Source organism: Streptomyces sp. NPDC051940 (genome assembly GCF_040680895.1).
GTDB lineage: Bacteria > Actinomycetota > Actinomycetes > Streptomycetales > Streptomycetaceae > Streptomyces.
The window spans coordinates 34,155-46,521 of sequence record NZ_JBFAXR010000006.1; the positions used below are offsets into that span (position 1 = coordinate 34,155).

A 12,367-nucleotide genomic window follows, 5' to 3' on the forward strand; every position below is an offset into this window, starting at 1 on the left:
GGTCAGCCGCCGTAAGGCCGGGTGATGATCTCCAGATTGTGGCCGCTCGGGTCGGCGAAGTACGTCCCGCGTCCGCCGTCGTTGCGGTTGATCTCACCCGGCCTGCGGTGGAAGGGGTCGGCGTAGTACGTCACGTCCTCCGCCCGCAGCCGGGCGAAGATCTCGTCGAACTCCTCCTCCGACACGAGGAACGCGTAGTGCTGCGTGGACACCGCCCCGGCCGGTACGTCCATGAAGTCGAGCGTGACGCCGTTGCCGGTCTCCACCGGCAGGAACGGCCCGTACTGCGGGCCGACTTCGAGCCCCAGGATCCGCGCCGTGAACTCGGCGGACCGCTTCTTGTCCTCGGATTCGACGATCGTGTGGTTCAGCATGACGGACATACCGCGACGGTACGTCGCGGTGGGCGGCGGCGCACGGGGGGCCGTGCGTGGGGCGGCCCCGTCACGCGCTCGACGGCGGCGACTCGCGCCAGATGCGGGCGAGCGCGCCGCCCGCCGGTTCCCGCAGTTCGGGGAAGACGCGGGCCGAGCTGAGCACCGGGACCGCGCGGTCGTCGCCCATGGCCCCGAGCGCCTCGATGCAGGCCGCGGCCACCGCCCAGTGGTGGTCCGGTCCCTGGACCAGCCGCTCCAGCGCGCTGATCAGCGCGGGTACGGACTCCGGCGCCCGCAGCCGGCCCAGCAGCCGCACGGCGTGCAGCGAGTACGACGTACGCAGCGGGTTCGTCGCCAGCGCGGCCGCCGCGCGGGCGGTGCGGGGGTCGCCGAGGCGGGCCAGGGCCTCGGCGGCCGTGGCGGCCCGCACCGGATCGCGGTAGTTGAGCAGCAGGACGAGCGTCTCGAACGCCCGCCGGTCACCGAGCGTCCCCAGGGAGAAGGCGGCGAGCTCCCGGGCCCACAGGGGGTGGCCGGGGAGCTCGAGGGTGCGGGCCAGTTCGTCGCGCGCGGTGGACGTGCCCTGGCGGGCGAAGGTGACGGTGCGCTCGTACAGGGCCCACTGGCCGTGGCCCTTCAACTCCCCCCGGACCCGCTCGGTCAGCGCCCGGAAGTCGTCGTCGCGCGAGTGCATATGGCGCCCCCCTGCCGTGCATGACAGGTTCAGGGTAGGCGGTCAGCCGCGCCGGCCGAACGGTTCAGCAGGATGGTGTTCACTCCAACGTGTGCCGTCGGCGGAGAGCCGGATCGTCGCCCCGTCGGTCAGCAGATAGCCGGCGCGTGTACGCCACACCCAACGGCCCGCGCCGGGTGCGTCGTCGGGCGACCCGCCGGGTGCGAAGGTGCGGGCGCCGTCGCGGCTGCGGAACACCCGGTCGTCCTCCGTCACCAGCAGCAGGCTGCCGTCCGCCCCGACGAGCGGGGTGCCGAGCGCCGACCACGGCGCGCGTCCCTGCCGGTGCGTCCAGCGCCGGTCCCAGGTGCGGCCGCCGTCGGTGCTGGCGTAGACCGCGGAGAGGGGGTTCTTGGTCGTCTCGGCCGTGGCGGTGGACTCCCGAGCCAGGCTCGCGTACAGGGTGCGCCCTGTCGTACCGAAGACGTCCACCCGCATCACGTCCCCCGGATCGCCGGCGAGCCGGCTCGTACGCCAGCTGCGGCCGTCGTCGCGGGACGAGGCGACGACCAGGTCGCCCGACGCGGGGTCCCTGCCCCACACCCACCACGTGCCGTCGGCGAGGGGCTCCACCCGCCAGTCGTGGGCGAGGTCCAGCGGGGGCTGTACGGCGAGGACGCGCAGCCGTCCCGTGGCCGGGTCGTGGGCGGCGAGCCGGGGCCGCTCGCAGTCCATGTTCTCGTCGGGACTGTCGCACCAGAAGGCCGGGGAGACGCCGTCCGGGATCCGGACCGTGGTGCCGGAGGCGTCCCGGTCGACCTTCGTCCAGGTGCGGCCGCCGTCCGTCGTGAAGAGGCCCGGGGCGTCGCGGTCGACGGTGTAGTCGGTCACGAGGGCGGTGCGCGGGCCGAGGGAGGTGACGACGGCCGAGACGCCGTCGTCGCCGCCCGCCGGCGGCAGCGGGACGGTGCGTTCGGCCCAGCCCCCGTCGTCGAGCACGGAGAGCCGCTGCTCGCAGCGGGCGACGGGGTCGCCGTCCTGGGGGCAGCGGTAGAGGAGCGCGAAGCCGTGCGTGGTGTCGTGGAAGTCGGCGGAGAGTACGTCCCAGCCGCCGGCTTCGCCGGGCGGTCCGGCGGCCGGGAGCCGCGGGGGCAGGGCGCCGACCGGGTACGGGACGTCCGCGGGGGCCCGGCCGGCGTCCGCCGCCTCGGGTCCGCAGCCGGCCAGCAGGAGCAGGGCGGCCGCGGCCACCGGGTATCGCAGGGAACCGTGCCGCATGTGACCTCACCCTGGTCGTGGCCCACCCTGGCTGGTGGCCGCCGGTAGAGCCCGTACACCGCCGGGGGCGCGGCCGTTCCCCGTCCCCTCTGGCGCGGGGGTTACTCATGAGTTACTCTGCTCGTACGAGCGGGACCCCGCTCTGGTGACTGGTGACGCAGTCGCCGTGTTGCACTCGGTTCAGTGGACTTCACCGCACGGCCCGGCCCCGGGACAGGGCCGGCCGCCCCTTCCTCAGCTCGCTTCCGCCGCACGTGGGCGCCCCAGCGCGCGCCCCGCGGCAGCCGACCGCGCTTGGAGTCCCGCCATGTCCCCTGAGATCCCCGACACCCCCTCCCCCCTGCGCACCGTCGCCGTCGTAGGCCTCGGCACCATGGGCACCGGCATCGCCGAGGTGCTCGCCCGGGCCGGCCGCGAGGTCGTCGGCATCGACGTCAGCGCCGCCGCCACCCGGCAGGCCGCCACCGCCCTGGAGCGGTCGACGGCGCGTGCCGTGGCGCGGGGCCGGATGACGGAGGCCGAGCGCGGCGACGCGCTGGCCCGGTTCCGCACCTTCACCGAGATCGAGGCCGCCGCGTCCGCCGACCTGGTCATCGAGGTCGTGCCGGAGAGCTACGACGTCAAGCACGAGGTCCTCGCCGAACTGGACCGCGTACTGCGGCCGGAGACGATCGTGGCGACCGGCACCAACGCCCTCTCCGTGACCCGGCTCGCCGCCGACTCCGCGCATCCGGAACGGGTGCTGGGGCTGCACTTCTTCAACCCCGTGCAGGCGATGAAGCTGGTCGAGGTCGTCTCGTCCGTGCTCACCGACCCGCGCGCCGTCGCGGCCGTCACCGACCTCGCCGTCGAACTGGGCAAGGAGCCCGTCGCGGTCGGCGACCGGCCCGGCTTCATCGCCGACGGACTGCTCTTCGGCTACCTCAACCAGGCCGCCGCGATGTACGAGTCGCGCTACGCGACCCGCGAGGACATCGACGCCGCGATGCGGCTGGGCTGCGGGCTGCCCATGGGCCCGCTCGCGCTGCTCGACCTGATCGGCGTCGACACCGCCCGCAGGGTCCTGGAGGCGATGTACGCCGCCTCCCAGGACCGGCTGCACGCCCCCGCCCCGATCCTGGGCCAGCTGGCCGCCGCCGGACTGACCGGCCGCAAGGCGGGCCGGGGCTTCTACACCTACGCGGCCCCCGGCAGCGCCGAGGTGGTCGAGGACGCCCTCACGCCCGGCCACGGACGAGCGGCCGCCGGGGGGCGGCCGGTCGCCTCGGTCGGGGTCGCGGGCAGCGGCACGATGGCCAGCGGGATCGCGGAGGTGTTCGCGAAGTCCGGCTACCAGGTGGTGCTCGCGGCGCGCAGCCCCGAGAAGGCCGAGTCGGCGAAGGCACGTATCGCCAAGTCGTTCCAGCGCTCGGTCGCCAGGCAGCGGCTGAGCGAGGCGGACGCCGAGGCGGCGCTCGCCCGGATCACGCCGGCCGGCTCGCTCGACGCCTTCGCGGACGTGGACCTGGCGGTGGAGGCGGTGGCCGAGGACCTGGAGGTCAAGACGCAGCTCTTCGCGACCCTCGACAAGGTGTGCAAGCCGGGCGCGGTGCTCGCCACGACCACGTCCTCCCTGCCCGTGATCGCCTGTGCCCGCGCCACGTCCCGCCCGCAGGACGTCATCGGCATGCACTTCTTCAACCCGGCGCCCGCGATGAAGCTCGTGGAGGTCGTGAGCACCGTGCTCACCGGTGAGGACGTGCGGGCCACGGTGCACGCGGTCTGCGCGTCCGTGCGCAAGCACGGGGTCGACTGCGGCGACCGGGCGGGCTTCATCGTCAACGCGCTGCTGTTCCCGTATCTGAACAACGCGGTGAAGATGGTCCAGGAGCACTACGCCACCCCGGACGACATCGACGCCGCGATGAAGCTCGGCGGCGGGTATCCGATGGGCCCCTTCGAGCTGCTGGACGTCGTCGGGCTCGACGTGTCCCTGGCCATCGAACAGGTGCTGCACCGCGAGTTCCGCGACCCCGGGCTGGCGCCCGCGCCGCTGCTCGAGCACCTCGTCGCGGCGGGCTGTCTGGGGCGCAAGACCGGGCGGGGCTTCCGCGAGTATGCCCGGCGCTAGTGCATGGAGTACGTTCACACTCATGTCGCAACCTGCAAAGCCCACGCGTACGAACGCCGCCGGTCAACGGCTGAAGATGCGCCGCGAGCTCGCGGCGGCGGCGATGGAGCTGTTCGCGACCAAGGGCTACGAGGCGACGACGGTCGACGAGATCGCCGCGGCGGCGGGTGTGGCGCGGCGTACGTTCTTCCGGCACTTCCGGTCCAAGGAAGAGGCGATCTTCCCCGATCACGACGACACGCTCGAGCGCGTGAACGCGGTCCTCGACGCGGCTCCGCCGCACGAGAACCCGCTCGACACCATCTGCCGCGGGATCAAGGAGGTCATGCGGATGTACGCGGCCTCCCCCGCGGTGTCGGTCGAGCGCTACCGGCTCACCCGTGAGGTCCCGACCCTGCGGGAGCGGGAGATCGCCTCGGTCTCCCGCTACGAGCGGCTGTTCACGCGCTACCTCCTCGGGCACTTCGACGAGGGGGCGCACCACGACGGCGACGACGATCCGCTGCTCGCGGAGGTCGCGGCGTCCGCGGTCGTCACCGCGCACAACCACGTGCTGCGGCGGTGGCTGCGGGCGGGGGGCAAGGGGGACGTGGAGGGGCAGCTGGACCACGCCTTCGACGTGGTCCGGGAGACGTTCGGGGCGGGGATCGGGCGGTGGGGTGGGCGGCCTCCCGCGGCGCGGCCTGCGGCGGCTGTGGCGGGGGATGAGGTGCTTGTTGCGGTTGCGCGTACGGATGCGCCTCTCGGGGAGGTTATGCGGACGATCGAGAAGGCACTGCGGAAGTAGCGTCCCTCGGATACGGTCCCGCTTCCTGGGGGCTGCGCCCCCAGACCCCCCTGTCGCGCCTGCGGCGCTCGTCCTCAAGCGCCGGACGGGCTGGGATGCGCCCTTCGCCCTGATGCCTGGTCGCCGTTTTTTCGGCGCTGCGCGCCTCGTCCTCAAGCGCCGGACGGGCTGGGGTGCGGCCGTCCCCCTCGTGCGCCGGACAGGTTGCGAGGCGGCCGCCCCTGGCCTCCGGGCAGGCCGGGAGCGGCCGCCCATCTGACTGGCCCGGGCAGGCTGGGAGCGGCCGCGCGGCCGTGGGTGTCAGCCGTCTGACAGTTTGTCCTTCGCGCGGCGGAGGCGGGCGCTCAGGCGTTTGGCTGTTTCGCTCTGGCGGGCCTGGTGGAGGCGGGCTGCCGCTGCCTGGCCGGGCTGGCTGTCGCGGGCCTGTTGCAGGCGGGCCGCCGCTGCTTGGCCTGCCTGGCTGTGGCGGGCCTGGTGGAGGCGGGCCGCCGCGGACTGGGCGGCCTGGCTGTCGCGGGCCTGTTGCAGGCGGTCGGTCGCCTGGGCGCGGACCTGGGCGCCCGCTCCGGCTGCCCGCTCGCGGGCCTGCGCGCCCGCCCCGGCTGCCAGTTCGCGGGCCTGGGTGCCCGCCGAGCCCGCCATCCGGCGGGCGGTCGCCGCCCGTTCGAGGTCGACGACCACCGTGCCCGCCATCCGGTCGTGCAGTGTGCGGGGGATGCCGTCCTTGGCCAGGAGGGCGTGGATCGGGTCCCAGACGCCGAGCAGGAGCAGGGCCAGGCCCGCGATCAGGACCACGATGCCCGTCGGCGTCGCGCCCAGCGCCGCCATGCCGGTCGCGGCGGGGACCGCCAGCAGCAGGCCCAGGACCAGCAGCGGAGGGCCGATCAGGGAGCGGGTGAGGGCGTGGCGGGCCGGGAGGCGGCGGGTGCGCTTGTCCGGGAGGTCGTGGGGGTGCGGCGGGCGGGCCACCTTGACGCCGGTCAGCGCGCGGCCCGGCGTCGTACCGAACCAGCACAGCCCCGCCCACTGGTAGACCACCGGCAGGAAGGCCACCGCGAGCACGATCACCGCGACGCCCGCGAGCACGGGGACGAGGAGCTTGGTGACCACGTCGTGCACGGCCGTGTCCAGCGCCGCCTGCCCCGCGGCCTCCGCGTGGCCGGAGACGAGCCGCGGCCAGGCGCTGCGGAACGAGTGCTGCAGCAGGTCCTGCCAGAACACGGGGTCGGTGACCTGGCTGTGGACGTACGCCACGACCGCCCCGCTGATCGCCGCGCCGAAGGCCACGACCAGCGTCCAGGCGATCAACTGGTCGACGGTGAAGGCGAGCAGCCGCTTCCCGGTGCCGGCCACGGGCAGGTCGTCGCCGAGGGAGAGGGCGATCCGCGGCCGGATGTCGGGGACGGCGCCCGGCGCGTACGCCGGTGCATAGACGGGCTCCGGCCCCATAGGGGCCGGAGGCGGGCCGAACTCCCCCGGCCCGCCCACCTGCTGAGGTATCACGTACCGGCCCCCGTCCGGGGCGTGCGACTGGCTCATGGTCCGGCAGCATTGCCGAAGCGACCCGGCCCCCGCAACGCCCTCAGGCGCTTTGTGCCGCGCCTGTGGCATTCGCCGGGACGGGCTCGACCTGCGCGTCCCAGTCGATCCGGTACCCGAACTGCCAGGCCATCTTCTCCGGCTTCGCCATGGACTTCATCAGCACGGGCATCAGCGCGTCCCGCACCACCCGGGCCACGGGACCGGCCGCCTTGTTGCTGTTGGTACGGGCCGCGGTGGCGATGATCTTCTCGCACCGGGCCCGCCGCAGCCCCTCGTACGCCGCGAACGCCTGGTCGTACGGCAGGTCCCGCAGACAGCGCGCCAGCTGCACCGCGCTCTCCGCGGCGAGCGAGGCGCCCTGCCCGGAGCTGGGCGAGGTCGCGTGCGCGGAGTCGCCGATGAGCACCATGCGGCCGCGGCTCCACACCGGCACCCGCGGCAGGTCCTCCATCGGGCCGACGATCAGCAGCTCCTCCACCGGGCACGCCTTGATGACGTCCGCGGCCGGGCTGTCGTCGTCGGTGAACGCCTCGATCAGCTCGCGGCGCCACTGCTCCTTGTCGACGGCCCGGCACTCCGCGAGGGTCATGGCCTCACGCCGGGGCAGGTTGACGAACCACACGCACGTGCCGTCGTCCTCCGTCTGCCAGCCGAAGAAGGCGCGCTTGCCGAAGCTCATCGCCATCTTCCCGCCGGTCGACGCGAGGCCCGTGCCGGTGAAGCGGCCGCCGAAGTTCAGCAGGCCCTGGTAGCGCGGGGCGGGCGCGGCGGGGTCGATCAGGCGGCGGGTGGTGGAGCGCAGGCCGTCCGCGCCGACGAGGATGTCGGCGGTGGTCTCCGTGCCGTCCTCGAAGCGGGCGGTGACGCCGTCGGCGGTCTCGTCCGCGTCGACCAGGCGCTTGCCGTGCTCGATCCGCACGCCGCGCCGGGCGGCCTCGTCGTACAGCGCGGCGTACAGCTCGGAGCGCCAGACGAGTTGCTGGTCGGGCAGCCCCGCAGGCGGCGCGAACTCCGCCAGCTGCTTGCCGTTCCAGCTCTTGACGACGATCGAGCGCATCGGCGTGCCGACGGCGCGTACGACCTCGTCGGCGTCGATGAGGGCGAGGGCGTTCAGTCCGTTGGGCGCGATGCTGAGGCCGCCGCCGACGCCCTCGGCAGTGCCCTCGTACGCCTCGTGGACGACGGCCTCGATGCCCGCCTTCTGCAGGGCCATCGCGAGCGCCGGTCCGGCGATGCCGCCGCCCACGACGGTCGCGGTGCGTATGCGTGTCATGGCTGTTCCTCTTCGTCTGCGTCGTCTACGGGGGCGGACTCGCCGTGGAAGGACGCCCACGCGGCGGTCCACTCGGTGTCCGGGTCCTGTACGCGCTTCAGGAATTCCTCGGTGAAACGCGCCTCGGTGCGCAGCTGGGCGAGCCGGTACTGCTCCTCGATCACGAACAGTTCGGGCACGCCCTGCGCGAGTACGCCGTCGATCAGCTTCGTGGTCTCCTCCTGCGCCACGGCGAGGTGGTAGAGCCGGCCCCGCAGCAGGGAGACGACCTCGCTCGGCGGCAGTGCGGCGATCAGCGACAGCGCGGTGACGAACCGGGGGTACTCGAACCCCGGCTCCTCGAGCATCTCGCGCAGCCAGTCGCGCAGTTCGGCGCGGCCGGCGTCGGTGAGGGCGTAGACCGTGCGCTCGGGGCGCTGCCCCTCGCGCACGGTCTCCTGCTCGGCGACGAACCCGGCCTTGGCCAGCTGCTGGACGACCATGTACAGCGAGCCGTGGTTGAACTTGATGCTGCGGTCGTCGCCGTGGTCCCGCAGGGTGCGGCTGAGTTCGTACGGGTGCATCGGCTTCTGGCTCAGGTACGAGAGCACCGCCAGGGCCAGGGGGTTGCCGACCTTGCGCTTCTTCGCCATCGCTGTCTCAGGCCGCCGTCCGGGCCGGGTCCGGGAGGGAGGGGTGCGTGCCGTGCTTCCGGGCGGTCCGCGCCTCGGCGAGGAACTCCCGGGAGAAGAGTGCCGCGAGTACGGCGATTCCGCCACGGTTGACGCGGATTTCGCTGTTGCCCATGTGACCGGCGAGCACGATCCGGCGTCCGGCGCCGGCGGTGGGGGCCTCGGCGTCCTTGACCTTGCCGCCGCGGCCGGCGCGCTTCAGGTCCCAGTCGTCGATGACGGCGTCGTCCGGGAGCAGCAGCTTCAGCGTCGATCCGTCGAGGTCGACGGTGATCCGGATGTCGCCGCCGTCCGCGATCCGCGGGGACCGCAGGTCGAGCGTCACGCTGCCGCGGTGGGCGCGGACCTCGATGCCGCCGGCGGTGGTCCAGTGGCCGAGCCGCTTCACGCTGTCGCGGTGGGCGGCGATCCGCTCCTGGACGTCCTGACGGGTGTCGGTGTCGAACATCGGGGTTCTCCCTCTCGGTCGGTGGTGCCTCCGTACTTGCTGGTTGACTTAGATTATTCAGCTCTGATTAGTCAGAGTCAACTATTTAGAGAGAGGTCGGATGAACCTGCTGTATTGACGGACCAGAAAGCGCTTCCTAGAGTCCGCGAGGCAGCACACATCCGAGGAAAGCAGCGGAACGGCACCACCATCAGCCCGTCCGGCGCTTGAGGACGAGCGCCGCAGGCGCGAAAAGCGGGCGCAGCCCGCAAGGGCCCCACAGCGCAACGCGACCCGCACACCCCACAAGGAAGGAAACCCGCATGGCGGTCAGCAGAAGGAACTTCCTGGGACACGTAGCCGCGACCGCCGCCGCAGGCGGCACCCCGGTACTCCTGGCCACCCCGGCGGCGACCGCCGCCGAGGCACCGGACACCGCCGGCCCGGTCCTCACCGGCATGACGACCGACGAGGAGTGGAACCGCTTCCTGTCCGCCCAGGACCCCACCTGGCACCGCCTCCCCCGTACCTGGTTCGAGGGCCCGTTCCTGGGCAACGGACTGCTGGGCTCGATCGTCTACCAGGAGCCCGGCGCGAACGCCCTGCGCTTCACCGTCCACCACAGCGAGGTCCAGGACCACCGCCCCGCGTTCGGCAACGAATGGGGCGTGGCCCGCCTCCCGGTCGGCAACCTACTCCTCCACCCCGTGGGCACGATCACGGGCGTGGACCTCCGCCTGGACCTCTGGCAGGCGGAGCTCCGCGGCACGGTGACCACCGACGCCGGCACGCTCACCCTGCGCGCCCTGGTGCACAACGACCGCTCGCTGCTGCTCGTGGCCGTGGAGGCGACCGGCGGCGAGGAGGGTTTCCGCTTCGAGTTCCGGCCCTCGGCGGCGGTCAGCCCCCGCGTCATCCGCGAGCAGCCGCCCGCGGGTTTCGTCCCGAACCCGCCGTTCGACTCCCGTACGGAGGACGACGGTCTCGGCGTCACCGTCCAGCCGATGACCGCGGGCGGGCAGACCGCCTCGGCGTACCGGGAACGCGGCGGCGGCCGGGAGCGGGTGTACTACCTGTCCGTGGCGCACTCGTACCCCGGCGAGGGCGCCGAGGGCCGGGTCACGGCGGCGGTCCGCGAGGCCGCCGCCCTGCCGCCGGCGGACCTGCTGCGTACGCACCGGGAGTGGTGGCACGCCTTCTACCGCAAGAGCTTCCTGTCCGTCCCGGACGCCCTGCTGCAGAGCTTCTACTGGATCCAGCTCTACAAGCTGGCCTCCGCCGCCCGCGCGGACGCTCCGGTGATGTCCACCACCGGCCCCTGGCTGGAGCCCACGCCCTGGCCGAGCGTCTGGTGGAACCTCAACGCCCAGCTGGAGTACTGGCCGTGCTACGGCTCCAACCATCTGGAGCTCGACCCGATCGGGCGCACGCTCGCCGAGAACACGGACATCCTCGTCGACGCGCTGCGTCCCGAGTACCGCCACGACTCGATGGGCCTGCGCCGCAGCACGGACGCCCAGTGCGACGACGCGGGCTACGTCGGCGTGCCCGGGGTGGGCGATCCGGAGGTCGGCGACCTGCCGTGGGCGCTGCACAACGTCTGGCTCAACTACCGCCATTCGATGGACCGCGGTCTGCTGCGCGACACGGTCTTCCCGCTGCTGCGCCGGGCGATGAACTACTACCTGCACTTCCTCACCGAGGGCGCGGACGGACGGCTGCACCTGCCGAAGACCTTCTCCCCCGAGTACGGCAGCGCCCCGGACTGCAACTACGACCTGGCGCTGATCCGGTGGAGCTGCCGCACGCTGCTGGAATCGGCGAAGGCGCTGGACATCGACGACGAACTCGCGCCCCGCTGGCGGGAGGTGCTGGACCGGCTGGTCGACTACCCGGTGGACCGGAACGGCTTCATGATCGGCACGGGCGTTCCGTTCGCCAAGTCGCACCGGCACTACTCGCACATGCTGGCCGTCTATCCGCTCTACCTGGTCAATGGAGACGACCCGGCGAGCCGCGAGCTGATCGAGCGGTCCCTGGAGCACTGGATCGGCTTCGAGGGCGCGCTGCGCGGCTACAGCTTCACGGGGGCGGCGTCCATCTCCACGCAGCTGGGCAGGGGCGACGACGCCCTGCGGTACCTGCGGGAGCTGGTGGCCCGCTTCATCCAGCCCAACACCATGTACTACGAGGCCGGTCCGGTCATCGAGACACCGCTGTCGGGTGCCCAGACGATGCACGACATGCTCTGCCAGAGCTGGGGCGGGGTCATCCGCTTCTTCCCCGGTGTCCCCGCCGACTGGCGGGACGTCACCCTGCACGACTTCCGTACGGAGGGCGCGTTCCTGGTCAGCGCGGTCCGGGCGGGCGGGGAGACGCGCTGGGTGCGGGTGCGCAGCCTGGCGGGCGAGCCGTGCCGGATCCGGCACTCGCTGGCCGGTCCGGTGACGGTCGCCGGGGTGGGCGGCCCGGCTCCGGCGTGGCGGGAGGTGGCGCCCGGGGAGATCGAGCTGGACCTCGCGCAGGGGTGGGAGGCGCTGGTGCACCCGGCCGGTACGGCCGTGTCGCCGCGCGTCGCGCCGGTGCGGGTCACCGTGCCCGCCCCGCGCTGGGGGCTGCAGCCGCTGCCGCCGGCGGGGGCCTCGACGCGGGTCGATCTGGGGCCGTACCTGAACAACGACGGCATCACGACCGAGATGTTCTTCGGCGACGGCGACTTCGACGGCTCGGGGCGTACGTACCCGATGGCGCAGCTCCCGCAGACGGGGACCCTGACGGACGGCGGGGTGGGCTTCGCCTTCGTCAACGGGGCGGAGGGCACCGCGAACAACGTGCTGGCCGCGGGACAGCGGGTGGAGGTCCCCGCGGGCCGGTACGCGAAGCTGCACGTGCTGGGCGCCGGGGACACGGGCGACGTACGGATCCCGGCGACGCTGACGTACGCGGACGGCTCGGCGGTGGCGGCGGAGATCGCCCTGACGTCCTGGCTGAACAGCCCGTCGTACGGCGAGACCCAGCCGGTCACGACGAGCCAGATCCACACCCGCACGGGCCCGCTGCCGACCCGCGGCGGGATCTTCCACCAGACGGTGCCGGTGGACCCGGCCCGCACGCTCACCTCGGTCACCCTGGCCGCGCCGGACGGGGCGGCACGGGCGCACGTCTTCGCGGTCACCGTGGAGGGCGGGGCCTGAGTTCACCCATTCGGCGTAGCGGGGTGCGGCGGAGC

10 protein-coding genes are annotated in these 12,367 nt (G+C 73.2%); 3 read left to right on the top strand and 7 right to left on the bottom strand.

All coding sequences use genetic code 11. The features are described 5' to 3' along the window. Positions 1-2: 2 nt before the first annotated feature. The 3 genes from AB0M28_RS04455 to AB0M28_RS04465 all read right to left on the bottom strand — a co-directional run bounded on the left by AB0M28_RS04455 (position 3) and on the right by AB0M28_RS04465 (position 2,328). The gene (locus AB0M28_RS04455; RefSeq protein WP_365397566.1) at positions 3-383 is read right to left on the bottom strand and encodes a VOC family protein; all 381 of its coding nucleotides are present in this window, start codon (positions 381-383) and stop codon (positions 3-5) included. A gap of 61 nt (positions 384-444) precedes the next feature. Beyond that, on the bottom strand, positions 445-1,071 hold the full coding sequence (locus tag AB0M28_RS04460) for a HEAT repeat domain-containing protein (RefSeq protein WP_365397568.1): 627 nt from the start codon (positions 1,069-1,071) through the stop codon (positions 445-447). A gap of 42 nt (positions 1,072-1,113) precedes the next feature. After that, positions 1,114-2,328 carry a sialidase family protein gene (locus tag AB0M28_RS04465; protein WP_365397571.1) on the bottom strand — a complete coding sequence of 405 codons (1,215 nt, stop codon included), beginning with the start codon at positions 2,326-2,328 and terminating at the stop codon, positions 1,114-1,116. 307 nt (positions 2,329-2,635) lie between these two features. Between AB0M28_RS04465 and AB0M28_RS04470 the strand changes: the two genes are divergently transcribed. Next, entirely contained in the window at positions 2,636-4,438 is a 1,803-nt protein-coding gene (locus tag AB0M28_RS04470; protein ID WP_365397574.1) for a 3-hydroxybutyryl-CoA dehydrogenase, read from the top strand. A 22-nt stretch (positions 4,439-4,460) separates the two neighbouring features. Next, complete coding sequence (locus tag AB0M28_RS04475) at positions 4,461-5,225, top strand: TetR family transcriptional regulator (protein ID WP_365397577.1); 765 nt, start codon at positions 4,461-4,463, stop codon at positions 5,223-5,225. A gap of 300 nt (positions 5,226-5,525) precedes the next feature. On the opposite strand, the gene AB0M28_RS04480 is transcribed toward AB0M28_RS04475, so the two are convergent. From AB0M28_RS04480 to AB0M28_RS04495, 4 genes are read right to left on the bottom strand one after another with little or no spacing between them, the layout of a single operon-like run. Further along, positions 5,526-6,764 carry an RDD family protein gene (locus tag AB0M28_RS04480; protein WP_365397579.1) on the bottom strand — a complete coding sequence of 413 codons (1,239 nt, stop codon included), beginning with the start codon at positions 6,762-6,764 and terminating at the stop codon, positions 5,526-5,528. A 43-nt stretch (positions 6,765-6,807) separates the two neighbouring features. Then, the gene (locus AB0M28_RS04485; protein WP_365397582.1) at positions 6,808-8,040 is read right to left on the bottom strand and encodes an NAD(P)/FAD-dependent oxidoreductase; all 1,233 of its coding nucleotides are present in this window, start codon (positions 8,038-8,040) and stop codon (positions 6,808-6,810) included. Then, positions 8,037-8,672, bottom strand: coding sequence for a PadR family transcriptional regulator (locus AB0M28_RS04490; protein ID WP_365397585.1), 636 nt, complete (start codon positions 8,670-8,672; stop codon positions 8,037-8,039). Before AB0M28_RS04490 ends, AB0M28_RS04485 begins: the two co-directional genes overlap by 4 nt. A 7-nt stretch (positions 8,673-8,679) precedes the next feature. Further along, the gene (locus AB0M28_RS04495) at positions 8,680-9,159 is read right to left on the bottom strand and encodes a hypothetical protein (protein ID WP_365397588.1); all 480 of its coding nucleotides are present in this window, start codon (positions 9,157-9,159) and stop codon (positions 8,680-8,682) included. 437 nt (positions 9,160-9,596) lie between these two features. Here AB0M28_RS04495 and AB0M28_RS04500 point away from each other — a divergent pair, with 437 nt between their 5' ends. After that, a complete protein-coding gene (locus AB0M28_RS04500) occupies positions 9,597-12,332 on the top strand; it encodes a Tat pathway signal sequence domain protein (protein ID WP_365397787.1) in 2,736 nt (911 codons plus the stop codon). Positions 12,333-12,367: the final 35 nt, after the last annotated feature.

What these genes read in the sequence shown, in the direction of transcription:
- AB0M28_RS04475 (WP_365397577.1), top strand. Translation starts at nt 4,461, where the DNA reads ATGTCGCAACCTGCAAAGCCCACGCGTACGAACGCCGCCGGTCAACGG.
- AB0M28_RS04500 (WP_365397787.1), top strand. Translation starts at nt 9,597, where the DNA reads ATGACGACCGACGAGGAGTGGAACCGCTTCCTGTCCGCCCAGGACCCC.
- AB0M28_RS04490 (WP_365397585.1), bottom strand. Translation starts at nt 8,672, where the DNA reads ATGGCGAAGAAGCGCAAGGTCGGCAACCCCCTGGCCCTGGCGGTGCTC.
- AB0M28_RS04455 (WP_365397566.1), bottom strand. Translation starts at nt 383, where the DNA reads ATGTCCGTCATGCTGAACCACACGATCGTCGAATCCGAGGACAAGAAG.
- AB0M28_RS04470 (WP_365397574.1), top strand. Translation starts at nt 2,636, where the DNA reads ATGTCCCCTGAGATCCCCGACACCCCCTCCCCCCTGCGCACCGTCGCC.
- AB0M28_RS04460 (WP_365397568.1), bottom strand. Translation starts at nt 1,071, where the DNA reads ATGCACTCGCGCGACGACGACTTCCGGGCGCTGACCGAGCGGGTCCGG.
- AB0M28_RS04480 (WP_365397579.1), bottom strand. Translation starts at nt 6,764, where the DNA reads ATGAGCCAGTCGCACGCCCCGGACGGGGGCCGGTACGTGATACCTCAG.
- AB0M28_RS04465 (WP_365397571.1), bottom strand. Translation starts at nt 2,328, where the DNA reads ATGCGGCACGGTTCCCTGCGATACCCGGTGGCCGCGGCCGCCCTGCTC.
- AB0M28_RS04495 (WP_365397588.1), bottom strand. Translation starts at nt 9,159, where the DNA reads ATGTTCGACACCGACACCCGTCAGGACGTCCAGGAGCGGATCGCCGCC.
- AB0M28_RS04485 (WP_365397582.1), bottom strand. Translation starts at nt 8,040, where the DNA reads ATGACACGCATACGCACCGCGACCGTCGTGGGCGGCGGCATCGCCGGA.